Annotated in this window: 24 protein-coding genes and 1 pseudogene; 14 read left to right on the forward strand and 11 right to left on the reverse strand. The window is 73.5% G+C overall.

Features of this window, described 5'->3' with window-relative positions:
* The first annotated feature begins 164 nt into the window (after positions 1–164).
* The 6 genes from ACWEQG_RS16055 to ACWEQG_RS16080 are packed head-to-tail and all read left to right on the forward strand — an operon-like array spanning position 165 to position 7,083.
* The gene (locus tag ACWEQG_RS16055; protein WP_452285341.1) at positions 165–1,433 is read left to right on the forward strand and encodes a YveK family protein; all 1,269 of its coding nucleotides are present in this window, start codon (positions 165–167) and stop codon (positions 1,431–1,433) included.
* Positions 1,430–2,872, forward strand: coding sequence for a hypothetical protein (locus tag ACWEQG_RS16060; protein ID WP_452285343.1), 1,443 nt, complete (start codon positions 1,430–1,432; stop codon positions 2,870–2,872). The genes ACWEQG_RS16055 and ACWEQG_RS16060 overlap by 4 nt, the downstream gene beginning before the upstream one ends.
* Complete coding sequence (locus ACWEQG_RS16065) at positions 2,869–3,834, forward strand: hypothetical protein (protein WP_452285345.1); 966 nt, start codon at positions 2,869–2,871, stop codon at positions 3,832–3,834. The genes ACWEQG_RS16060 and ACWEQG_RS16065 overlap by 4 nt, the downstream gene beginning before the upstream one ends.
* Positions 3,831–4,685, forward strand: coding sequence for a sulfotransferase domain-containing protein (locus tag ACWEQG_RS16070; RefSeq protein ID WP_452285347.1), 855 nt, complete (start codon positions 3,831–3,833; stop codon positions 4,683–4,685). Before ACWEQG_RS16065 ends, ACWEQG_RS16070 begins: the two co-directional genes overlap by 4 nt.
* Positions 4,673–6,106, forward strand: coding sequence for a lipopolysaccharide biosynthesis protein (locus ACWEQG_RS16075; RefSeq protein WP_452285349.1), 1,434 nt, complete (start codon positions 4,673–4,675; stop codon positions 6,104–6,106). The genes ACWEQG_RS16070 and ACWEQG_RS16075 overlap by 13 nt, the downstream gene beginning before the upstream one ends.
* Complete coding sequence (locus ACWEQG_RS16080) at positions 6,103–7,083, forward strand: sulfotransferase (RefSeq protein ID WP_452285351.1); 981 nt, start codon at positions 6,103–6,105, stop codon at positions 7,081–7,083. Before ACWEQG_RS16075 ends, ACWEQG_RS16080 begins: the two co-directional genes overlap by 4 nt.
* On the opposite strand, the gene ACWEQG_RS16085 is transcribed toward ACWEQG_RS16080, so the two are convergent.
* A complete protein-coding gene (locus ACWEQG_RS16085; RefSeq protein WP_452285353.1) occupies positions 7,061–7,543 on the reverse strand; it encodes a hypothetical protein in 483 nt (160 codons plus the stop codon). The two genes, ACWEQG_RS16080 and ACWEQG_RS16085, sit on opposite strands and share 23 nt — an antisense overlap.
* On the reverse strand, positions 7,540–7,950 hold the full coding sequence (locus tag ACWEQG_RS16090) for a hypothetical protein (protein WP_452285355.1): 411 nt from the start codon (positions 7,948–7,950) through the stop codon (positions 7,540–7,542). The genes ACWEQG_RS16085 and ACWEQG_RS16090 overlap by 4 nt, the downstream gene beginning before the upstream one ends.
* Before the next feature lie 180 nt (positions 7,951–8,130).
* Between ACWEQG_RS16090 and ACWEQG_RS16095 the strand changes: the two genes are divergently transcribed.
* Positions 8,131–8,670: a GntR family transcriptional regulator gene (locus ACWEQG_RS16095; RefSeq protein WP_452285357.1), complete on the forward strand. Its 540-nt coding sequence runs from the start codon at positions 8,131–8,133 to the stop codon at positions 8,668–8,670.
* 18 nt (positions 8,671–8,688) lie between these two features.
* On the forward strand, positions 8,689–9,408 hold the full coding sequence (locus ACWEQG_RS16100) for a GntR family transcriptional regulator (RefSeq protein ID WP_452285359.1): 720 nt from the start codon (positions 8,689–8,691) through the stop codon (positions 9,406–9,408).
* Between the two features lie 331 nt (positions 9,409–9,739).
* Here ACWEQG_RS16100 and ACWEQG_RS16105 read toward each other — a convergent pair whose 3' ends face one another.
* Positions 9,740–10,240 carry a MarR family winged helix-turn-helix transcriptional regulator gene (locus ACWEQG_RS16105; protein WP_452285361.1) on the reverse strand — a complete coding sequence of 167 codons (501 nt, stop codon included), beginning with the start codon at positions 10,238–10,240 and terminating at the stop codon, positions 9,740–9,742.
* Between the two features lie 97 nt (positions 10,241–10,337).
* Here ACWEQG_RS16105 and ACWEQG_RS16110 point away from each other — a divergent pair, with 97 nt between their 5' ends.
* The 3 genes from ACWEQG_RS16110 (at position 10,338) to ACWEQG_RS16120 (ending at position 12,851) form a co-directional block, all read left to right on the forward strand.
* The gene (locus tag ACWEQG_RS16110) at positions 10,338–11,282 is read left to right on the forward strand and encodes an EamA family transporter (protein WP_452285362.1); all 945 of its coding nucleotides are present in this window, start codon (positions 10,338–10,340) and stop codon (positions 11,280–11,282) included.
* Positions 11,283–11,388: 106 nt separating this feature from the next.
* Positions 11,389–12,009 (forward strand): cyclodeaminase/cyclohydrolase family protein, encoded by a 621-nt coding sequence (locus tag ACWEQG_RS16115; RefSeq protein WP_363462330.1) that lies wholly within the window; start codon positions 11,389–11,391, stop codon positions 12,007–12,009.
* Positions 12,006–12,851: a bifunctional 5,10-methylenetetrahydrofolate dehydrogenase/5,10-methenyltetrahydrofolate cyclohydrolase gene (locus tag ACWEQG_RS16120; protein WP_452285364.1), complete on the forward strand. Its 846-nt coding sequence runs from the start codon at positions 12,006–12,008 to the stop codon at positions 12,849–12,851. Before ACWEQG_RS16115 ends, ACWEQG_RS16120 begins: the two co-directional genes overlap by 4 nt.
* Before the next feature lie 47 nt (positions 12,852–12,898).
* Here the strand turns inward: ACWEQG_RS16120 and ACWEQG_RS16125 are convergent, their stop codons facing one another.
* Complete coding sequence (locus tag ACWEQG_RS16125) at positions 12,899–14,152, reverse strand: MFS transporter (protein WP_452285367.1); 1,254 nt, start codon at positions 14,150–14,152, stop codon at positions 12,899–12,901.
* A 253-nt stretch (positions 14,153–14,405) separates the two neighbouring features.
* Between ACWEQG_RS16125 and ACWEQG_RS16130 the strand changes: the two genes are divergently transcribed.
* Together ACWEQG_RS16130 and ACWEQG_RS16135 are read left to right on the forward strand one after the other, a co-directional pair.
* Entirely contained in the window at positions 14,406–14,720 is a 315-nt protein-coding gene (locus ACWEQG_RS16130; RefSeq protein WP_452285369.1) for a YciI family protein, read from the forward strand.
* Entirely contained in the window at positions 14,717–15,961 is a 1,245-nt protein-coding gene (locus tag ACWEQG_RS16135; protein WP_452285371.1) for an RNA polymerase sigma factor, read from the forward strand. Before ACWEQG_RS16130 ends, ACWEQG_RS16135 begins: the two co-directional genes overlap by 4 nt.
* Before the next feature lie 86 nt (positions 15,962–16,047).
* Here the strand turns inward: ACWEQG_RS16135 and ACWEQG_RS16140 are convergent, their stop codons facing one another.
* From ACWEQG_RS16140 to ACWEQG_RS16150, 3 genes are read right to left on the reverse strand one after another with little or no spacing between them, the layout of a single operon-like run.
* Positions 16,048–17,289 carry an RNA polymerase sigma factor gene (locus ACWEQG_RS16140; RefSeq protein ID WP_452285372.1) on the reverse strand — a complete coding sequence of 414 codons (1,242 nt, stop codon included), beginning with the start codon at positions 17,287–17,289 and terminating at the stop codon, positions 16,048–16,050.
* Positions 17,286–17,609, reverse strand: coding sequence for a YciI family protein (locus ACWEQG_RS16145; protein WP_363468586.1), 324 nt, complete (start codon positions 17,607–17,609; stop codon positions 17,286–17,288). The genes ACWEQG_RS16140 and ACWEQG_RS16145 overlap by 4 nt, the downstream gene beginning before the upstream one ends.
* A gap of 50 nt (positions 17,610–17,659) precedes the next feature.
* Positions 17,660–18,283: a dihydrofolate reductase family protein gene (locus ACWEQG_RS16150; RefSeq protein ID WP_452285374.1), complete on the reverse strand. Its 624-nt coding sequence runs from the start codon at positions 18,281–18,283 to the stop codon at positions 17,660–17,662.
* Between the two features lie 164 nt (positions 18,284–18,447).
* Here ACWEQG_RS16150 and ACWEQG_RS16155 point away from each other — a divergent pair.
* A pseudogene (locus ACWEQG_RS16155) lies at positions 18,448–18,588 on the forward strand (DoxX family protein); the annotation flags it as partial.
* Here the strand turns inward: ACWEQG_RS16155 and ACWEQG_RS16160 are convergent.
* The 4 genes from ACWEQG_RS16160 to ACWEQG_RS16175 all read right to left on the reverse strand — a co-directional run bounded on the left by ACWEQG_RS16160 (position 18,576) and on the right by ACWEQG_RS16175 (position 22,155).
* Entirely contained in the window at positions 18,576–19,415 is an 840-nt protein-coding gene (locus ACWEQG_RS16160; RefSeq protein ID WP_452285376.1) for a WecB/TagA/CpsF family glycosyltransferase, read from the reverse strand. The pseudogene ACWEQG_RS16155 and the gene ACWEQG_RS16160 overlap by 13 nt on opposite strands.
* An 8-nt stretch (positions 19,416–19,423) precedes the next feature.
* A complete protein-coding gene (locus ACWEQG_RS16165; protein WP_452285378.1) occupies positions 19,424–20,380 on the reverse strand; it encodes a glycosyltransferase family 2 protein in 957 nt (318 codons plus the stop codon).
* Positions 20,377–21,300 carry a sulfotransferase family protein gene (locus tag ACWEQG_RS16170; RefSeq protein WP_452285380.1) on the reverse strand — a complete coding sequence of 308 codons (924 nt, stop codon included), beginning with the start codon at positions 21,298–21,300 and terminating at the stop codon, positions 20,377–20,379. The genes ACWEQG_RS16165 and ACWEQG_RS16170 overlap by 4 nt, the downstream gene beginning before the upstream one ends.
* 165 nt (positions 21,301–21,465) lie before the next feature.
* On the reverse strand, positions 21,466–22,155 hold the full coding sequence (locus ACWEQG_RS16175) for a helix-turn-helix transcriptional regulator (protein ID WP_363468598.1): 690 nt from the start codon (positions 22,153–22,155) through the stop codon (positions 21,466–21,468).
* Positions 22,156–22,228: the final 73 nt, after the last annotated feature.

Below are 22,228 nucleotides of genomic sequence, written 5' to 3' on the forward strand. Positions count from 1 at the left end.
TAGCCGGGGACGAAACTCCGCGGCCGCCTATAGTTCGAGACCGGATCCCGCCGGACCGCCGCCGGGACCACGAACGCGCCCGGCGGCTTCTCCCTCATCCCGGGGGCCACAGCTCCCCGCACCGAGGCCGCGGCCGCGTGACGAACGAGGGCACGGGGAGTTCGATGAGCCTGCCGCCGCACAGCCGTCACCGGGTGGATCACGGCCTGGCGGAGTACGGTTCGGTGCTCGGGCGCAGGCGTCTGGTCGCCGCCGTCTGCCTGCTCACGGGAGTGGGCGGCGGAGCCGCGGCGCTCGCGCTGACCCCCGAGCGTTACACCGCGGTCGCCCAGGTGCAGGTGCTGCCGACCGGCGCGCAGGAACAGCTCAACGTGCCGAACGCGCGGCAGCGAGAGGCGCTCAATCTCGACACCGAATCACAGGTCGCCCGGTCGGCGGTCGTCTCCGCCCGGGCCGCCGAAACGCTGAAAAATCCGGATCCGGAGGAATTGCGGGAGCACGTCACAGTGGACGTTCCTCCCAATTCCGCCATTCTTTCCATTTCGTTTTCCGCGTCCGATCCCCAGGCCGCGGCGGCGGGGGCTCAGGCGTACGCGGAGGCGTACCTGCGCAACCGCGCCCGCGCCGCCGAGGACGCGATCGGCGCCCAGCTCAAGCTGGTCGCCGCGCGGCTGCGCGAGGTCGAGGACGATCTCGACGAGGCCGCCGCGGCCCGGACCGCGGCCGCCCAGACCGCCACGGCCCAGACCACGACGGCCCAGACCACGACGGCAGGGGGCGCGGCCGGGCTGGGGACGACGCGGCGGCAGGCCATGCTCGCCCGGCAGCTGTCGGACCTCACGCTGCGCTACGACGCGCTCAAGACCGTCGCGGTGACGCCGGGCACGGTCATCAGCCCCGCCAGGCCGCCCGCGCGACCGGCTCACCCCAGCCCCCCGCTCTACCTCGGCAGCGGCCTGTTCCTCGGCATCCTCGCCGGGGCGGGCGCCGCGTTCGGCCGCGACCGCCTGGACACCCGCGTCCGCACGTGTGCGGACATCGAGAGGTTGTGCGGCCTGCCGCTGCTCGCCGAGCTTCCGGCCAGGCCGGACTCCGGGATCCTCGACGAGATGGCCGCCGCCGTCGCCACGTCGCTGGGCGGCGGGCCGCATCGGCTGCTCCTCGAAGGCGTCGGGGTCACGAGCACCGCCAGGCCGCTCGCCAAGGGCCTCGGCTCGGCGCTGGCGCATCTCGTGCCGGTGACGGTCGTGACCGGCCGCTCCGCCCATCCCGACGCCGCCCTGCTGCTGATCGGCCTGCGGCGGACGACCTCCCCCGAGGTCGCCCGGGCCGTACGGCAACTGTCCCGGCAGGGAGCCCGCGTGCTCGGCGCCGTCGCCGTACCGCCGGGGTTCGTCGCGCCCGTCCCCGAGACCGCGGAGTGGGGCGCGTGAGAACCCCCGGCCCCCGCACCGCGAGCGGTCCCGCGCCGATGGTCGCCGACCCGCGTCCGCCGATTCCGGCGTACGTGACGGGGTGGCAGGACCGGCCGCCCGGCGCGGACCAGCCCTTCCCCGCCCGCCGGCGGCGGCGCCGTCGCCGTCCCGCACGGACGGCGTGGCCGATCGCCGCGCTCCTGCTCGGCTATCCGGTCTGGTGGGCGCTCGGCCTGGGCGGGCTGTCGGTGGTGGTGCTGGCCGCGCCCATGGCCGTGGTGCTGTGGCGCAGGCGGCCGATCCGCGCGCCGAAGGGCTTCGGCCTGTGGGCGCTGCTGCTCACGGGCTACCTCGTCAGCGCGCTCGCGCTCGCCGAGACGCCGGACGGCACGTACGGCGAGCTCGCCGCCGGCCGGGTCATCGGTTACCTGATGCGGCTGGCCGTCTACGTCTCACTTCTGATCATGGTGCTCTACCTGGGCAACCTCACCCATGACGAGCTGCCGCAGCGCACCCTCGTCAGGTGGCTCGGCGTGCTGTTCCTGACGGCCGTCGCGGGCGGGCTGCTGGGCGTGCTCGCGCCCGGCTTCGCGTTCACCTCGCCCATGGAGATGGTGCTGCCGTCGTCGATCGGCGGCCACCCCTTCGTCGCCAACCTGATCCACCCGACGGCCGCCCAGATGCAGCACGTGCTCGGGCACGCCGCGCCGCGTCCGGAGGCGCCGTTCGAGTGGGCCAACGCCTGGGGCAGCGACGTCTCGGTGCTGGTGATCTGGTTCGTGGTGGGCTGGTGGGCCTACGGCGGGCCGTACCGGCGCGTGGCGGCCGTGCTCGCGCTCGCCGTCGCCGCCGTCCCGGTCGTCTACTCGCTCAACCGGGGCCTGTGGATCGGGCTCGGGGTCTCGGCGGCCTACCTCGTGATCCGGGGCGGACGCCCCCTCGGGGCGGGCGCGGCCGCGGCCGTCGCCGCGGCGGCGTTCCTGCTGTCGCCGTTGAGCGGCATCGTCGCCCAGCGGCTGGACAACCCGCACAGCAACGGCATCCGCGCGTTCACGGTCGCGACCACGGTCCGGGTCGCGACCTCGTCCCCGGTGATCGGATACGGCAACACGCGCACCGCGTACGGCAGTCACCGGACCGTGACGACGGGCCGCAGCGCGTGGTGCGTGGAGTGCGGCCATCCGCCGCTCGGCAGCGACGGGCAGCTGTGGCTGCTGCTGATCAGCCAGGGCTTCGCGGGGGCCCTGCTGTACGCCGCCTTCTTCGCCGGCGCGGTGCGGCGCTACTGGGCGGACCGGTCGCCGATCGGCAAGGCCGGGACGCTCGTGATGATCCTCGTGCTGCTCTACATGGTCGTCTACGACGGGCTGATCAGCGCCCTGACCCTCTTCCTGATCTCCTTCGCACTGCTCTGGCGCAACGCCGCCGTCACAACGGACCTCGGGGAGGCCCGATGAGGGACGCCGCCGACCGTCTCCGCTACCTGGACCAGGTCGTGGACCTGCTGTTTCCCGGACACGACTCCTGTCCGGGCGCCCGCAGCGTGCTGCCGCACCGCCTCGTCCCCCGGCGGGTCGTCCCGCGCACGTGGTGGCACGCCGCGCTGGGGCGCGGCCTGCCCGTCCACGCCGGGACCGACACGATCGAGACGCACCTGAGCGACGTCCTCGGCCGCCGTGTGCGCGTGGTCGTCCACGTCAGGCCCGCCCGCCGCGCCAACCGCAAGCCCATCCTGGAGGCGTACGACGAGTCGGGACTCGCGGGGTTCGTGAAGATCGGCGACTCGCCGCGGGCCAGACGGCTGGTGCGGTACGAGAGCGAGGTGCTGCGCATGCTCGCCGGGCGGCCGTTGAAGGTCGTCATGCCACCCGACGTGCTGTATCACGGCGAGTGGCGGGGCCTGGAGGTGCTGATGCTGTCGCCGCTGCCCGTGCCCTCCCGCCGCGTGGGTTCCCGCCGCGTGCCCGCCCGCCTGCTCGGCTCGGCCGTACAGGAGATCGCCGCGATCCGTCCGTACGGCGAGGAGTGGGCCGGGGATCGGCACGGGAGTCGGCACGGGGAGGCGGCCTGGCACGGGGACTTCACCCCCTGGAACGTCGCCGCGGGGGCGGACGGGCGGCTGCTCGTGTGGGACTGGGAACGCTTCGCGGTCGGCGTGCCGCTCGGCTTCGACGCCCTCCACCACTTCTTCCACCGGGCGCTGCGCCGGATGCCGCCCGCGGTCGCCGCCCGGTCGTGTCTCGCCCAGGCGGGCGGGCTCCTGGAGCCGTTCGGCGTGGAGGTGGCCCTGGCCCGCCGTACGGCGGTCCACTACCTGGTCGCCCTGGCCGAACGGCACCGCCGCGACGGCCACGAGCCGATCGGGCCGCCCGCCGACTGGCTGAACCCTCTCGTCGATCATGAGGAGTGCCTGCTGTGAAGGCGCCGCTGAAGCACTCGGCGCACGCCGTCTCGTACGCCGCCGGACGACTGACCAGCGGCGGCAGGGTGCTGCCGTCGTTCCTGATCGTCGGGGCCCAGCGGTGCGGAACGACCTCGCTCTACCGCGCCCTGTCCCGGCATCCGCTGGTGATGAAGCCGGTGCTGCGCAAGGGCGTCCACTACTTCGACATGGCCTACGAGCGGGGCCTGCCCTGGTATCGCGCCCACTTCCCGCTGACGTCCGGGGCCCGGATGCTCGGATTCCGGCACGGCCATGCTCCTCAGGCGTTCGAGTCGGCCCCCTACTACCTGTTCCATCCCCTGGCGGGGGCCCGCATCGCGGCCGACCTGCCCGGCGTCAAGCTGATCGCCTTGGTCCGGGACCCGGTCGAGCGGGCCTGCTCCGCGCACGCGCACGAGCTGGCGCGGGGGTTCGAGACCGAGCCGAGCTTCGAGCGCGCCCTCGCGCTGGAGCCGGAGCGCCTCGCCGGTGAGGTCGAACGGCTCCGGAGCGTCCCCGGCTACGCCAGTCACGCGCACCGGCATCAGGCGTACCTCTCCCGGGGACGGTACGCCGAGCAACTGGCCCGGCTGGAGCCGCTCGTGGGGCGCGACCGGATCCTCGTGCTCGACAGCGGACTGCTGTTCCGCGACCCCGCCGCCGCGTACAACCGGGTGCTGGGCTTCCTCGGGCTGCCCCGGCTGGGGGACGTGGAGTTCGAGCGGCACAACGCCAGGCCGCGTCAGACCATGCCCGCGTCGGTCCACCGCCGGCTCCGCGAGCACTTCGAGCCGTGGGACGCGCTGCTCGTGCCGTGGCTGGGGGCGGTGCCCTCGTGGCGGCGCTGACCGGACCGTCCGCGGGCTCCGGGCGGAATCGTCCCGACCACGAGGATCCGGACGGGCACGAGGATCCGGACGGGCACGAGGATCCGCACGGTGGCCCTCGTGAGCGGAGGGGCCTGCTGCGGCATGGAGTCGCCGGTCTGGTCTCGGCGGCCGCCGCCGCGGGCGGGCAGATCGCGCTCGTGCTCGTGGTGACGCGGTCGCTGTCCCCGCAGGCCGCCGGGGCGTTCTTCACGGCCACATCGGTGTGCCTGATGCTGGCGGGCGTCGTGCGCCTCGACGCCGGCAACGGCCTGGTCCACGCCCTGGCCCGCAACCGGCCCATCCGGCCCATCCGGCCCATCGGGCCCGTCCGCGACCCGGACGCGGACCGGCGGCTAGTCCGCGGGGTCCTCGCGCCGGTGGCCGCGCTCGCGTCCGTGACCGGGGCCGGGGTCGCCGTGGCGGCCGGGCCGCTCGCCGGGCTGACCGGCGTGCCCGGCGGCGTCTGGGTGGTGCTGGCCGCGGCCCTGCCGTTCGTCGCCCTGTCGGACGTGCTGATCTGCGCCACCCGCGGCCTCGGCACCATGCGGCCGACGCTGCTGCTCTCCGGCGCCCTCCAGCCGCTCGGGCAGCTCGCGCTCGTCACCGCCGCCGTGCTCTGCGCGACGCCGCCGCCGGTGCTGGCCGCGGCCTGGGCGCTTCCCTGCCTGGTGGGCGCGGTGCTGGCCGCCGTACGTCTGCGGGGGCTCGGGCCGTACGAGGTGGGAGAGGTCGGGGCCTTCTGGCGGCACACCGCGCCGCGGTCCGCCGCCGCGGCCCTGCAGTCGGTGTTCCAGCGGCTCGACGTGGTGATCGTCGCGCTGCTCGCGGGGCCCGCCGCGGCGGCCGTCTACACCGCGGCGACCCGGTTCAAGGTGCTCGGACAGCTCGCCGGTCAAGGGCTCGCCCAGGCCGCGCAGGCGCGGCTGGTGAGGGCCCTCGCCGAGGGCGACCTGGACGGCGCCCGCGCGCTGTATCGCACCACCACCAGGTGGCTGGTCGTGCTGACCTGGCCGCTCTGGCTGGGATACGCGGCGCTCGCGCCGTGGCTGCTGCCGCTGTTCGGGCCCGCCTACGCCGGAGGCGGCGCGATCGCCCTCGTCCTGTCGGCCACGATGATGGTCGCGACCGCCTGCGGCATGGTCGACGTCGTGCTCGTCGCGGGCGGGCGTACGGCCGCCAGCCTGGCCAATGTGACCGCGGCCGTCGCGGTGACGATCGCCCTCGACGTGCTGCTCGTCCCCGCGTACGGCGCGCTGGGCGCGGCGCTGGGCTGGTCGGGCGGCGTGCTCGTGAAGAACCTGCTGCCCGCCGTCCAGGTCCACCGCCGGTACGGCCTGCTCCCCTTGGGCCTGCGCCGCCCCGCCCCGGCGGCGGCCGCCCGGATGAGGGCGGCGTCGTGACACCGGCACCCGGCCGGTGGCCCGAGCGGGACCGGGTGACGGCCGCCGGGCCGCCCGTGCTGGTCACGGGTCTGCCGCGCAGCGGCACGAGCTGGGTCGGCCGGATGCTCACGGCGAGCGGGCGGCTGGTCTACGTCAACGAGCCGCTGAACCCGCAGCGCCCGCCCGGCCGCTCCCCCGGCGTGCTCGACGCGTCCGTGACGCACCGCTTCCAGTACATCTGCCCGGACGACGAGACGCCCTGGCTGGCGGCCTTCTCCCGTACGGTCGCGCTGCGCTACGACTGGGCGGCCGAGGTCCGCCGCAACCACGGCCCCGGCGACCTCGCGCGGATGGCCAGGTACGGCACGGCCTTCACCCTCGGCCGCCTGCTGGCCAGGAGGGCGCTGCTGGACGACCCCTTCGCGCTCCTGTCGGCCGAGTGGTTCGCCGGCCGTCTCGGCTGCCGCGTGGTCGTCGTGGTCCGTGACCCCGTGTCGTTCGCCGGGAGCTGGCAGCGGCTCGGCTGGCGGGTGGACGTGCGCGAACTGCTCGGCCAGCCCCTTTTGGTGCGTGACCACCCGTACGTGGCCGATCTCCGGCCCTTCGCCGGAGAGCGGGACGTGATCACCGCGGCGGCCGTGTTGTGGCGGGTCGCGTGGCGGATCACCGACACGGTGGCCCGGCGGGCGGCCGGCGTCAGGGTCGTGCGTTACGAGGACCTGTGCGCCGCGCCCCTCGACGGGTTCCGCGACCTCTACGACTGGTGCGGCCTGCCCTGGACCGATCGCGCCGCCCGCCGCATCACCGCCGCCTGCACGTCCTCCCGGAGGCCGGCGGGTTCCCCGTTCACCTGGACGGGCCTGTCCCGTACGGCCTACCGCCCGATGGACTCCCGCCGGGCGCTCACCGCGGCCTCGCTCCCCCACGAGGACGCCGCCCGCGTACGCGCCCTGACCACCGACCCGGCCTCGCTCAACCGGTGTGACCCGCGATGAGCCGACGCCACCAGTCGTCGGCTTCGGCCCGTCGCCACCCGCCCGCATACGAGACGGCGGGCACGTCGGGTCGCGGCACGGTATTACGGCGAATGCGGTAGGTCCCGCCGTACAACAGCAGCTCGAACCAAGTCATACGGCAGGCGCATGTGTGCGTCAGGACCCGCCCACGGCCCGGCGAGTCGGCACACCAGAGCAGCTTGGCATGGTCCGGCCGGGGAACGGCGGGATGCGGCGCGACCCCGGGGCACAGCCCCACGTCGTCGTCCTCCTCGAGACCGAACACGATGGCCGCGATCCAGGGGTAGACCACCCGCACCCGTAGGGCGACCGCCTCCAGGTCGGCGTTACCCAACCGGAGCGCCTGCCGTATCTCCGTCAGGGGCCGCAGTCGCAGGACCTGGCGCACCGCCTCGTCCCGCCGCTGTTCGAGCGTGGTCCCGGAAATCGCAGTGCTCACGACCGGGCGGCCAGGTCGGCCATGCTCTCCTGCTCGGCGATCACGCGGCAGAGCTCGTCCAGGTCGTCCGCGTCCACGGTCCGGTAAGCGCCGGCCTTCTCAGCTGCGATGCCGAACGGCCGCTCGCGCGTTGCCCACCATCGCCCGACGTCCGAACGCCACACGCGCCAACGGCTCACCACCTGCACGTTGTGGCGAAGCTCGGCCAGAGTCGCTGCCGACAGCTCAACACGGGAGGACCTCGCCACCCACCCATCACCCCTACGGGCGAAACACCAGTCCGGGAACTCCCGGCGCGCCTCCGCGACGAGACGGTCCATGACCGGAGCTTCTTCGGGAACCGTTAGGGCCGGAAACGTGTGCGTGTTGAGCCCGGCCTGAACGAACCGCGTGTGGTGAGTCTCCATGGCGAAGCTCCTATCGGTGGCCTTTGTCTCTCGGCGTCCACTGCAGCCAACCTTACTGCCATACATGGAAGGCAGAAAGCATTGGCGTACTCTTCGCGTAGAAGACCTTCCGTCGAACGCCTTACTGCCCCATGCGTAAGGTGGAAAAGTGGGTGATCCGCCGGACCGTAGGAGGTCAGCGTGACGGAGCAGAAGTGGACGAGCGTCTCCACTCCGTACATCCAGCCGCATAGGGCGGGGCAGGCGGACGCATGGGCGACGGAGGCAGCAGAGCATGGCCACACGGGGACGCATCGGCTCGGAGAGGTGGGAGAACTGTCGGCACCGCCGGATGTCGCGGAGCGGTTTCAGCTCACGCCTGGCGAGCAGGTGGTCGTTCGGCGCCGGATCGTGCTCCTGGACGATCAGCCCGTAGAGCTCGCGGATTCCTATTACCCAGCGGCGATTGCCCGGGGAACCCGGCTCGCCGAGCCACGCAAGATCGTCGGCGGTGCCGTCGCGCTCCTTGCCGCGCTCGGCTACGAGCCTCGGTACGCACAGGAGGACGTCCGTGCCCGGCCGGCGTCAGCGGACGAGCGGCAGGCCCTCGGCCTCGACGAGCACGGCTGGGTCCTGGTGCTGACCCGCACACTCCGAGCGGACAACGGCAAGCCGATCGAGGTCAGCGTCATGAAGATGAACCCGCAGGGCCGCTACCTGCGGTATGAGACAACCTTGTGATCAGAGAGGAACCGGGCCGTGGCGCGAAAGCCGGACGAGCGACCCCCGCAACTGAAGATTGCCGCCGATCTTCGGGCGAAGATCATGTCGGGAGCACTTGAGCCGGGCCAGAAACTCCCCTCTACGGCGGAACTGGCAGAGACGTACGGCACCGCTGCGGCCACCGCGCACAACGCGACCAAGCTCCTGCAAGCCGAGGGGTTCGCTTACGGTCAGGCCGGCAAAGGCGTGTTCGTCCGCGACCGGCGCCCGTTCGTCGTCCGAACCGCCGCCTACTTCGATCCGACCGAGCGCGGTGTCACCTACCGGCTGCTCGACGTCGCAGAGGTCGACGTCCCCAAGCCCGTGGCGGCCGAACTGGGCGAAGAGCGGGCCGTACTGCGACACCGATTGATGCTGCGCGACGAGGAACCCGTCGAGGTGTCCTGGTCGTACTACCCGCACAGCCTGGTCGCCGGGACCGCACTCAGTCGTCGCGGTCGCATCCGAGGGGGCGCACCGGCCGTGCTCGCCGAACTCGGCTACCCGGAGCGCGAGTTCACTGACAGCGTCTCCGTACGGCCGCCCACCACAGAAGAGGCGGAACTTCTGCAACTTCCCGAGGGCATCCCGGTGATCCGGCAGTTCCGCGTCGTCTACTCCCACGAAGCGCGTCCGGTCGAGGCATCCATCCTCATCAAGGGCGGCCATCTCTACGAGTTGAAGTATCAACAGCTCATCCCCGTTGAGGACTCGTGACGGCGTCTGAAGGGTGGCCGCGTGAACGACGCCATGCTGGGTGTCAGCGCCGGCGTTCGGCAAATACCCGCACTCCACCGGCGGCGGAGGTAGGTGATTTCTCGAACGATACGAGGAGCGGGAGAGCCGCAGGATCACAGTGAGGCCCAGAGTAGATCACCTTGCCGGTCCGGCGGAGCCCTTGCTGTGGCTGGCGACGTGGTGGCAGGCGCACTGGTCGCGAGCCGGTGCGGAGATCCCGGCTGCTGGGAACGGCTGGCCCTATCTGTGGTCCGCGATCGTACCCTCTCCATCCTCCGGCAACCACCGACAATGAACAAGCGACACGAAGCTAGCCGAGGGTGGTGTCGCCGAGGGAGGCGAGGAGGGTGCGCAGGGCACCGGCCAGGTGATCCCGCTCCCGGGGGTCCAGCGGCGCCAGCAGGCGCGCCTCGTTCGCGACGTGCGGCTCCAGCACCTCGTCCACAAGTGCGAGGCCGCTGGGGGTGAGCCGTACGCGGACGGACCGCCGGTCGCCGGCGTCCGGGATCCGTTCGACCAGCCCTCGGGCGGCCATGCGGTCGATGCGGTTCGTGATCGCGCCGGAGGTCACCATCGCCGCCCTGTTCAGGGCTCCCGCCGTCAGCTCGTACGGCGGGCCCGCCCGGCGCAGCGTCGCGAGCACGTCGAACTCCCACGTCTCCAGGCCGTACGACGAGAAGAACTCCTTCAGCTCCCGGTCCAGCAGCCGCGCCAGCCTGGAGACGCGCCCGACCACGCCCATCGGCCAGGGGTCCACGTCCGGCCGTTCCCGCCGCCACTGGTCCAGCAGCATGTCCACGGCGTCGCCCATGCAGGCTCCCTCGACGTCTCTCAGCGTTCGTTTATTTGACGTTTAACTGTTCGGCGTGCTGTTATCTCAATGCTGAGATTATCAACGAGGAGCAACCGTGAGAATCGCCAACCATGGTTCCCTGCCGGCCGTGGGCACGCTCGCCCTCACCGCGCTCACCCCACTGGTCTGGGGTTCGACCTACGCCGTGACGACCGAGTTCCTCCCGCCCGACCGCCCCCTTTTCACCGCCCTGACCAGGGCGTTGCCGGCCGGGCTCGCGCTGCTCGCCGTCACCCGCGTGCTGCCGAGAGGAGTGTGGGTCTGGCGGGCGGCGGTGCTCGGCGCGCTGAACATCGGGGCGTTCTTCCCGTTGCTGTTCCTGGCGGCGTACCGGCTGCCGGGCGGTGTCGCGGCCGTGCTGGGCGCCGTCGGCCCGTTGTTCGCGCTCGCCTTCGCCGCCCTGCTGCTCGCCGAGCGTCCGACCGCGCGCAAGGTGCTCGCCGGGCTCGTCGGGCTGCTCGGGGTCGGACTGGTCGTCCTGCGTGCCGAGGCGCGACTGGACATGGTCGGCGTGCTCGCCGGGCTCGTGGGGGCGGCGTCCATGTCGGCCGGGACCGTGCTGACCAAGCGCTGGGGCCGTCCCGAGGGCGTCGGCGCGCTCGCCCTCACCGGATGGCAGCTCACCGCCGGCGGGCTGCTGCTCGTCCCGGTCGCCCTGCTCGTCGAGGGCGCGCCGCCCGCGCTCAGCGGCGAGAACCTGCTCGGCTACGCCTATCTGGGCATCGTCGGCACCGCCCTCGGCTACTGGATCTGGTTCCGCGGGATCTCCCGGCTGCCCGCGACCTCCGTCGCCTTCCTCGCGCTGCTGAGTCCGGTCTCCGCCGCCGTCATCGGCTGGGCCGCGCTCGGTCAGGCTCTCAGCCCGGTGCAGTTGCTCGGCATGGTCCTCGCCCTCGGCGGCACCCTGCTCGGCCAGGCCCCGGCGGGGCCCGCCCGGCGCGCCGAGGTCCCGCCCAAGCCCGTACGGCCTCCGGCCGAGCCGGCCCGCCCGTCCCGCTGACAAAGAAGACACGAGGCGAAGGACACGGGGAAGGCGGCGCAGGCGCGACGGGCGGGACGTGGGAGGATTTTCACGGCCGTGCAGTCACCACCGGAGGACGGGCGCGATGCGCGACGAGAAGATCATTGACTTCCTCTCCCGGCTCGCCGACCGGGTGCCCGCCCCGGGCGGAGGCGCCGTCGCGGCCCTGCAGGCCGCCCAGGCCGCCGCGCTGCTGGGCATGGTCGCGCGATACAGCACCGGTGAGAAGTACGCCGGGCACGCGTCCCTGATCGAACGGATCATCGGCGAGACCGACGAACTGCGGTCGAGCGCGCTGCGCCTCGCCGAGGACGACGAGACGGCGTTCACGGCGGTCACCGAGGCGTACAAGCTGCCCAAGGACACCGAGGAGGCGAAGGCCGCCCGGTCGGCCGCCATCGCCGACGCGCTGGTGGGGGCGGGCAGGGTCCCGGCCGAGGTCGTCGGCGTCGCGGGCAGGGCCGTCGGCATCGCCGAGGAACTGCTGCCCGTCGGCAACCGGAACGTCGTCTCCGACATCGCCGCCGCCACCGAGGCCGCGCGGGCCGCGGCGACCACCGCCCGGGTGAACATCGAGATCAACCTCGGCGGGATCAAGGACGAGCGGGCCCGCGCCGAACTGACCGCCGTGGCGGCCGGTGTGGACGACGTGGCCGCGCGGGCCGAACGGGTCACCGCCGCCGTCCGTGCGGAGATCGCCGGATGAGCGCCCGGGTGCTCTCCGGCAAGGAGCTCGCCGCGTCCGTCCGGACCGAGGCCGCCGAGCGGGCCGCCGCGCTCGCCGCGGCCGGCAGGCCGCCGAAGCTCGCGGTCGTCGTGGCGACCGCGGACGAGTCCAGCGCCTGGTACGTCCGCTCGATCGCGCGTGCCGCCGAGAAGGCCGGCATCGCCTGCGACATCGTCGACCTCGGCGCGGAGGCCGACCCCGGCCGGATCCGCGACCGGCTGGCGGAGCTGAGCGCCGACGACACCGTGCACGGCGTCATCCTCCAGACTCCGCTGCCACGAGGAGCGAAGCTGGAGGACCTGGCCGGCGCGATCGCGGTCGAGAAGGACGTCGACGGCGCCAACCCGCTGTCGCTGGGCCGCCTGGCCTCGGGCCTGCCCGCGTTCGCTCCGGCGACCGCCGAGGCGGTCGTGGCGATCCTCGACCACCACGGCGTCGACCTGGCCGGCCTGCACGTCGCCGTGGTCGGCCGGTCCACGGTGGTCGGCAAGCCCGCCGCCCACCTCCTGCTGGACCGGAACGCCACCGTGACGGTCTGCCACTCCCGCACGCGCGACCTGGCCGCGGTCACCGCCGTCGCCGACGTGGTCGTGGCCGCGGCCGGCCGCGCCGGGCTGATCACGGCCGAGCACGTGCGGGCCGGGGCGATCGTCGTGGACGTCGGCACCAACCCCACCGAGGACGGCGGCCTGGTCGGCGACGTCGACGCCGTCGCGGTCGCGGACAAGGCAGGGGCGCTCACGCCCGTGCCCGGCGGGGTGGGCCCGGTGACGACGGCCCTGCTGCTGCGCCACACCGTCCAAGCCGCCGATCGCGGCTGACCACGCCCCCTGCCGCCCCCTGCCGCCCGCGTCGGCCGGACGCGCCGTCAGCCGGACGCGCCCGGAGCGCCGGCGGGAACGGCCGGGGCATCGGGCCGGGGCGGGATGCGCATCGCCGCCGGAGCCTTCCAGGCCGCGGTCACCAGCAGCGGCACCAGCAGTGCCAGCGTCCAGGTCAGTCCGATCGCCTGTGCGACACGGCCGACCAGCGCCGGAGCGAGCAGCATGGCGGAGTACGTCATCGTGGTGAGCCGGGCGACCGCCGCCGTCGCTCCCGTGGCGCCCTCCTCCGCGCCCGCGTGCCCGGCCGCGCTGAAGATCAGCGGCAGCGGCGAGGCCAGCCCGAGACCGGTGAGGGCGAACCCGGCGACCGCGAGGACCGGCGTGGGGGCCACGACCGCCGCCGTCAGACCGATGGCCGCCAGCGCGGTCCCGCCCCGGACCAGGACGCGTGCCGGATATCTCGCGGACAGCCGGTCGCCCACGAGCCGTCCCGCAGTCTGGCAGGCGGTGAAGGCGACGAGACCCAGCGAGGCCACGCCGAGTGAGGCGCCCCGATCGTCGTGCAGGAGGACCCCGCTCCAGGTGATGACGGCTCCCTCACAGGCCAGCACCGCCGCGCCCATCGCGCCGAGGAGCAGGACGCGGCGCGTCCAGCCCGCCCGCCGTCCTCGCCGTCCGGCCGCGTCGTCCGTACGCGCGGACTGGTGCTCCGGGCAGGGTTCCTCGGTGGGTCTCTCGGTGGGTCTCTCGGTGGGTCTCTCGGTGGGTCTCTCGGCCGGCAGCCATCTGCCCGCCACCAGGGCGACGGCCGTCACGACCGACCCCAGGATCAGGTAGTGCGTGGTGAGGGACATGCCCGCCTGCGCCGCGGCCCCGCCGGTGAGCGAACCCGCCACGGAGCCGATGCTCCATGCCGCGTGGCAGCCGTTCATGATGGGACGGTGCGCCGCCCGTTCGACCATCACCGCCTGCGCGTTCATTCCCGTGTCGAGCAGCCCGTTCGCGGCGCCGACGAGGAGCATGGCCGCGGCCAGGTGGACGTGCCCGCCGGCGAGGCCCACCCCGGCCAGGGCGAGGGGAAGGGCGACCGCGGCGATCCGCACGACCCAGGCGCTGCCGATCCGCGCCGCGAGTCGCCCGGCGACCCGCGTGGCGGCGAGCGCCGCCACGGCGAACAGGGCGTTCAGGAGGCCGAGCAGTCCCTCGGTCAGATCATGATCAATCTTCAAAGAGGGCGTACGGACCGCGAACGCGGCGATCAGGGCGCCGTTCACGGCGAACACCGCCGTCACCGCCACGCGTGCCCGTGTCGCGGCTCTCCGATCCCGGCCCTCTCGTCGTCCGTCTCGACCGGCAGCCCCCTGGGCCATCTCGGACATGCGTCCCGCCTTCCCGTACGGCGCCTTCCGACGGGCGCCTCCCGGAAGGACGACGGCGCCCGGGCGGATTTTCGACATTCGGGCGGGACCGGCTGTCGATTTCGCGACCCAACCGCGTCGTAGGGGAGAGTGGCCGCCTGGGGCGGCCACCGTGTCCCGGAGGAGGGAACCGATGAAGTACCTACTTTTGATCTGTGCCGAGGAGTCGGTCGAGGTCAGCCCCGAGCAGGCCGACCCCGAGCCGTGGATCGAGGAGACCGAGCGCCGGGGAGTGCGCCTCGACGGGCATCGCCTGTGTCCCGCCGGCGACGCCACGACGGTGCGCGCCGGGCTGGTGACCCAGGGGCCTTTCGCCGAGACCAAGGAGCAGATCGCCGGATTCGACATCATCGAGTGCGCGGACCTCGACGAGGCCATCGAGATCGCCTCGAAGCATCCCGTGGCGTCGTTCGGCGCGATCGAGGTGAGGCCGTTCTGGCCGGAATGAGCGGCGCCGACGTCACCCGGGTCGTCGAGGAGGCGTTCCGCGAGGAGTGGGGCCGCGTCGTCGCCACGCTCATCCGGCTGACCGGCGACTGGGACCTGGCCGAGGAGTGCGCCCAGGACGCGTTCGCCCAGGCGCTCGCCCGCTGGCCCCGGGACGGCGTGCCGCGCCGTCCCGGGGCGTGGCTCACCACCGCGGCCCGCAACCGGGCGCTGGACCGGTTCCGCCGCGGCACCGCCGAGGCGGCGCGGCTGCGCGCGCTGGCGTCGGTGCCGGCCGGCCCCGATCCGGTGCCCGCGGAGGAGGATCACGTGCCCGACGACCGGTTGCGCCTGATGTTCACCTGCTGTCACCCGGCCCTGCCGCTGGAGGCGCAGGTCGCCCTCACGCTCCACACGCTCGCGGGGCTGACCACGACCGAGATCGCCGCGGCGTTCATGGTGCCGGAGGCGACCATGGCGCAGCGGCTGGTCAGGGCCAAGCGCAAGATACGCAACGCGGGCATCCCCTACCGGGTGCCGCCCGCGCATCTGCTGGCCGAGCGGACGGCGGGTGTGCTCGGCGTGCTGTACGTCCTGTTCACCGAGGGCTACTCGGCCAGCGGCGGGCCGAGCCCCGCCCGGCCGGAACTGACGGCCGAGGCCGTCCGGCTGGCCCGGGTGCTCGCCGGGCTCATGCCGGGCGAACCCGAGGCGCAGGGGCTGCTCGCGCTCATGCTGCTGCAGGACTCACGGCGCGCCGCCCGGTTCGACGAGGCGGGCGACATCGTCACGCTGGAATTCCAGGACCGCGCGAGGTGGGACCACGACGAGATCGAGGAGGGGCTGCGGCTCCTGGACGACGCGCTGGCGCGCCGCCGCCCCGGGCCGTACCAGGTGCAGGCGGCCATCGCCGCCTGTCACGCCACCGCCCTCGACCCGGACGACACCGACTGGCCGCAGATCGCCGGACTGTACGGGGAGTTGGTACGGCTGACGCCGTCTCCGGTGGTCGAGTTGAACCGGGCGGTGGCCGTGGCGATGGCCGACGGCCCCCTCGCCGGTCTGCGGCTGGTCGACGAGCTGCGGGCCGGCGGTCGGCTGGCCGGGCATCACCTGCTCGCCGCCACCCGTGCGGACCTGCTGCGCCGGCTGGGCCGTACGGACGACGCGGCGCGGGCCTACGGGGAGGCCCTGGCGCTCGCGCCGACGGACGCGGAGCGCCGCTACCTCGCCCGCAGGCTCGCCGAGACCGGTGGGACCTGACGGGCTGCGCGGCCATGCGGCGGCCATGTCACGGGCGGACCCGCGGGACACCACCGGGCCTCCCGTGCGAGACGCGGCCGTGGGCGCTATCGCAGTTGGTCGCGGCGGCGGATCAGGTAGGCGGTCTCGGCGGTGTTGCCGGCCAGGTCGATGGCTCTGTCGTAGGCCGCGCGCGACTCCCGGCCGCGGCCCAGCCGGCGCAGCAGGTCGGCGCGGGTGGCGTGGTAGGCGTGATAGCCGGCCAGCCTGGGCTCGAGACGGTCGACGGCCGCCAGCGCCACCTCCGGGCCGTCGAGCTCGGCCACGGCGATGGCCCGGTTGAGCGCGATGATCGGCGAGGGGTCGAGGCGGACGAGCTGGTCGTAGAGGGCGAGGACCTGCGACCAGTCGGTGTCGCGCATGTCGCGGGCGGAGGTGTGCACGGCGTTGATCGCCGCGAGGAGCTGGTAGCGCCCCGGAGCCACCCCGGCGGCGGCAGCGGCCAGGCGCTCGCGCACCAGCCGGTGCCCCTCGGCGATCAGCGCCGCGTCCCAGGCCCCACGGTCCTGCTCGTCGAGAGCGACCAGTTCGCCGCCGGCCGAGACCCGGGCGGGGCGGCGGGCCTCGGTCAGGAGCATCAGCGCCAGCAGCCCGGCCACCTCACCGTTTTGGGGCAGGAGCGCGCGGATCAGGCGAGTGAGCCGGATCGCCTCGGCGGTCAGCTCCCGCCGTACGGGATCGGTGCCGGGGCCGGTGGCCAGGTAGCCCTCGTTGAAGACGAGGTAGAGGACGGCGAGGACGCCGGAGACGCGCGCCGGGAGATCCTCCGCCGACGGCACCCGATAGGGGATGCGCGCCGCCTTGATCTTGGCCTTCGCACGGGTGATCCGCTGCCCCATGGCACTCTCGGCCACCAGGAAGGCGCGGGCGATCTCGGGCATGGTCAGGCCGGCGACCATGCGCAGCGTCAGCGCCACGCGGGTCTCCATCGCCAATGCCGGATGACAGCAGGTGAAGATCAGCCGGAGCCGGTCGTCGTCGATGGCGCCGACAGGCTCGGGCGGGTCATCGTCGTATGACATCTGAGCCTTCCTGTGCTTGTCGTCGCGTTTGTTCTCGCGCCGGATCCGGTCGATGGCCTGGCGGTTGGCGGTGGTGGTCAGCCAGGCGCCCGGGTTGGGGGGCACACCGTCGGCCGGCCACCGCTGAACGGCGGTCGCGAACGCCTCGGCGGCCGCTTCCTCGGCGACGTCGAGGTCACCGAAGCGCCTGGTCAGGGAGGCGACCACCCGGGCCCACTCCTCGTGGTGGGCCCGAGTGACGGCCTCGCGGACGTCGACCTCGTTCACAGGAACGGCCGCACCTCGATCTTCCGATCGCAGATCTTCGACGCCTCGGTGGCGAGCTTGAGCGCCACATCCAGATCGGGGGCCTCCCACACCCAGACGCCGGCGAGATACTCCTTCGACTCCACGAATGGCCCGTCGCTGAACACCGCCTCCTCGCCCCGGTTGTCGACGACCGTGGCCGCGTCGGTGTCGGCGAGTCCGCCCGCGAAAACCCAGTAGCCCCCGGCGATGAGTCGTTCGTTGAACGCGCTGATCGCAGGCTGTCTGTCCGTGCTGCCGGGATTGCTCTTGTCATCGATCACGGAAACCAGGTACCGCATCTGAAGATCGCCTCCTGTGGTGTCAAGACGTGGTTCGGTGGTCGGGGACGTCACGCCGTCGGCGCATACCGCGGGCGCCCGGCCGGCCGGTAGACCTGGATAGTCACGCCCTTGGAGTCGACGCGCGACTCGACCAGGTCGAGCGCGAGATCCGGGCCGGCGTCGGGGAACAGCCGCGCGCCCTGGCCGACGACCACCGGGATGGTGATCAGAGTCATCTCGTCGACCAGATCGTTCTCCAGCAGCCACCGGGTCAGGATGCCACTGCCGTGCACCTGCAGTTCGCCGCCCGGCTTGGCTTTCAGTTCCCGGACGGCGGCCGCGACGTCTCCGGACAGGACGGTCGTGTCCGACCAGGCCGGATCCGTGAGCGTGGTCGACGCCACGTACTTGGGCCGTCTGTTCAACGCTTCCACGACGCCCTCCCAGCCAGGGGCATCCTGGACCGTCATGGTCCCCCAATAGCCGGCGAACAGCTCGTAGGTCCGCCGGCCGAACAGGAACGCCTCGGCGCGCCGGTAGGTCTGGTCGATGAACGTGTGGGTCTCGTTGTCGCCTTTGCCCAGGGCCCATCCGCCGCGCTCGAATCCGTTCCTGCGATCCTCGTCCGACGCGCCGCCGTTTCCCTGCATCACCCCGTCGACGGTGACCTGAGTCATGGTCGTCAGCTTCATGGTCGCGGTTCCTTCACCTTGGCGCCGCCCCTCGTGGGCAGCCTCACCCCTGCTACGAACATCACCGACCCGATCCGACACCGCCTCCCGAATTTCTTCGAGGAACTTCTTCCGGGACGCCGGGGCGTGACAGCGATCCGCGGCGACGGCCACCGCTCGCCGCGCTCGGCGTCACCCTGCTCATGGCCGGAGCGGTCGTCGTCCACGCCCGCCGCGCGGAGTCCCACGTCATCGTCGTCAACGTGGTGCTCCTGGTGCTGGCCGCCGTGGTCGCCTGGGGCCGCTTCGGCCCTTACGTCCCCTGACCTCTGCTTCCCGGCCCCCTGCTCCGCGACCGGAAGGCCCTGCTCAGCAGGGCGCCCGACAGGAGGCGGAGGGCGAAGGGGAGGTCGTCGACGAGATAGCGGCGGGCGAGCCGCCGGGGCTCGCCGAGCAGGCGGAACAGCCATTCCAGGCCGTGGTCGCCCATCCATTCGGGCGCGCGGCGCACCGACCCGGCGGCGAACGCGATGGCCGCGCCGCACCCCACGAACCAGGCGTCCGGCAGGTCGGCCCGGAGCGCCGCGACGAGCCGGTCCTGCCTGGGGAACCCGAGCCCGGCGAAGACCAGGGAGGGCCGCGCGGCGACGAGCCGCCCCCGCAGCTCCGCCATCGCCGCGGCACTGGTCTCGAACCCGTACGGCGGGGCGTGGACGCCCGCCACGACCAGGCCCGGGTGCCGCTCGCACAGCGCGTCGCGCGCCGCCCCGGCGACGCCGGGCGGACCCCCGATGAGGTAGACGGGCAGGCCGCGGGCCGCGGCGGCCCCGGTCAGCGACCAGATCAGGTCGGCTCCGGTCACCCGTTCCGGCAGCGGGCGACCGAGCAGCCGCGACGCCCAGACCAGCGGCATGCCGTCGGCCACGGCGAGTTCGGCCGCGTCGATCAGCGCGCGCAGCGAGGCGTCGCGGGCGGCGGCACGGCAGATGTCGACGTTCGGCGTGACGACGTGGCCGCCCACACCGCGCTCCAGCGCGTCCATGACATGGGCGACCACCTGCGCCTCGGTGAGTGGATCGAGCCGCACCGCCCCCACGCGGACCCTGCGGGCCCCGGCCACTACCGCGTCCACGGCCGCCATGGGAGCCGGCACGTCGGCCATCAGATGCCGTGGCCGCGGCGATGGAGGGCGTGCAGCACGGCGCGCGGGCTGACCAGCCCTCCGGCGACCGCCAGCGCCACGGCCGCGCGCGGCTCGCCCGGCCGCGCGGAGAGGGCGCGCAGCGACCAGCGGGCGGCCTCGCGACGCCGGCCGAGGGCGGCGTGGCAGAAGGCGAGCTGCCCGTAGACGCGCGCGGCGCCCCGCGGCTCGGCGGCCAGCCCGGGATGCCGCGCGAGCATCCACTCCAGGCCCGCGATCCGGTCGGCCCACCGCCCCGCGTAGTGCGAGGAGCCCCAGCGCACCCGCACGAGCGGCCGGTCGACGTGGACGATCGGATGCCGCCAGGCGGCCCGCAGCGCGAGATCCCAGTCCTCGTTCTGACCACCCGGGGCGCTCTCGTCCACCCAGGCCCAGCCCCGGCGGAACAGGAACGTCGAGGAGTGCACCATCATCATGCGCGAGCGGGTGAGGTGCCGGTGGGTGATCCTGCCCGTGCCGGCCAGCCGCGGCACCCGGCGGTCGCCGTACTCGACCTCGACGGCGCAGCTCGCGAAGCCCGCGGCGGGCTCCTCCGTCAGGGCCGCGACCTGGGCGGCCAGCTTGCCGGGCAGCCAGAGGTCGTCGTCGTCGCAGAAGGCGACGAGATCCGTGCCGAGCACGGAGATCCCGGTGTTGCGCGCGCCCGGCAGGCCGCGAGTGCTCCGGTTGCCCAGCACGCGGACGCTCCGGACGGCTCCGGCGTCTCCTGGATCGGCCCCCGAGTCGGACGCGGAGTCGGCCGCGGAGTCGGGCGCGGACACCTGCTGGGCGACGAGGAAGGCGGGGACGCCGTCGGCCACGACCACCACCTCGACCCGGCCGGCGTAGTCCTGGGCGAGCACCCCCGTCAGCGCGGCCAGGAGCGGGCCGGGCCGGTCGCCGCGGGTGGGGATGACGACGCCGACCGACGGCCTCAACGCCTCACTCCCCGGCGGTAGGCGAGACCGTACCCGTAGATGAGGAGAAGCGGGAGGGTGAGCGCGGTGACGAGCCACCGCTGGGGGCGCGGCAGGGGCGCCGGGCGGTTCCGTATCTCGACCGGGCCCACGGAGAAGCGCATCGGGTTGCCGGAGACGGTGTGCGCGACGCCGAGCAGCGCCTCGCGGTCGTCCAGGAAGGCGAGGCCGTCGTCGGGCAGGCCGAGCCGCGCGGCCAGGCGTGCCAGGGTCGCTCGGGGGTCGCGCACCAGGTCCTCGTGACGCACCCGGACGACCTGCACGCCCTTGCGGCGCAGCACTTCGAAGGCGAGATTCTGGGCCAGCCAGTGGACGGCGGTGCGCGCGGGCGTCCAGCGGGTCATCGGCCGCCCGTCCTCGGGCCTGCGCACCCTGCGCCGCCACGACGCGGCCACCGCGCGGGGGTCGCGCACCACCTGCACGACCCGCAGCTCCATGATCGCCGCCAGGCAGTACGCCAGGGAGGCGTGCTTGCTGGAGTCGACGACGACCCGGGCGTCGGCGATCTCGGCCGCCGCCGTGTAGATGCGGTAGTACGACCGGACGTATTCGGCCAGCTCGGCCTCACGGCTCGCGAGTCCGAGGGCGAGGACGGGCAGGCGGCGGGTCCGGTCGACGCGGGCGCGCAGGCCGGGCAGCCAGCCCGCCTGGCTCTGCCGCCACTGCCCGAACGCGCGGGTGCCCACCTTCGTCCAGAACGGGCACTGGGAGAACCGCTGCCCGCAGCCGCAGGGCTCGTCGGCGCGTACGCCGCGGTCCCACAGGTGGACGACCTCGCCGAGCGGCGCCACGCCGGGCACCTCGCCGAGGAGACGTTCGAGCAGGGTGCTGCCGCTGCGTCCCAGGCCGCCCACGAAGATCACTGGCTGTGTGTCGGCCACGTGTCCTCCATGGATGGATGCGAAACGTGACGACCCTAGCGCGGAGGGTGATCAGACGGTCGGCAATCACCAAAGGATCTACGAGCCCGCCGTCGGCGACGGGCGCAGCCGACGATGCCGCCGCGCGAGCCGTAGGTGTTCCCGCGGGGAAGCGGGAGAGCCGCCTCAGGAGGAGCGCAGTTCGACGCAGCACTCTCCCGGCCGCGGCACCAGGACGGCCCGCACCCTGGAGGCCTCCAGCCCGGCGAGCATGCCGTCGAGGAAGGCGTGGTTGACCCCGCAGACCAGTTCGGGAGCTCGCGCCGCCAGTGGATGGAACGGGCAGTTGCGCAGCCGCACACAGGTGGGGGACTCGCGGCCGGGCTCGAAGCCGTGCCGCGCGAGCATGCCTTCGAGCAGGGTGAGGGCGCGCTCCGCGCCGAGGCGGCCGGGCTTGGCCCGGGCGCGTTCCGCGGCGCCGATCTCTTCGCCGCGTCGGCCGGCGACCCGGACCGCCGCCTGGCGGGCGCTCTCCCCTTCGCTCTCCGCGAGGACGGCGTCCATGAGGATGTCGGCCAGCACCTCGTGCCGGCGCTCGGGGATCGTGACGCGGATGTCGGTCTCGGTGGGTTCGTAGACCTTCGGGGTGCGGCCGACCTTGCGGATGCCGCCGACGGCCTCGTAGCGGGCGCGCAGCAGACCGGCGTCGACCAGTTTGTCCAGATGGAAGGCGGCCAGCTTGCGGGAGATCCCGACCGAGGCGGCGGCCTCGTCCCGGGTCACCGGGCGGCGCGCCCCGCGGATGTAGGCGTACATGCCCTGCCGCAGCGCGTCGTCCAGCGCGGCCACCGCACTGATCGCGGGATCCGTCGTCACCCTGCCACGATAACGCCTGCCTCCACGGTCGAAAACCATAGCCCCCTCGATGTACGCGAACACCTTGACCATA

It is taken from the genome of Microbispora sp. NPDC004025 (assembly GCF_053604425.1).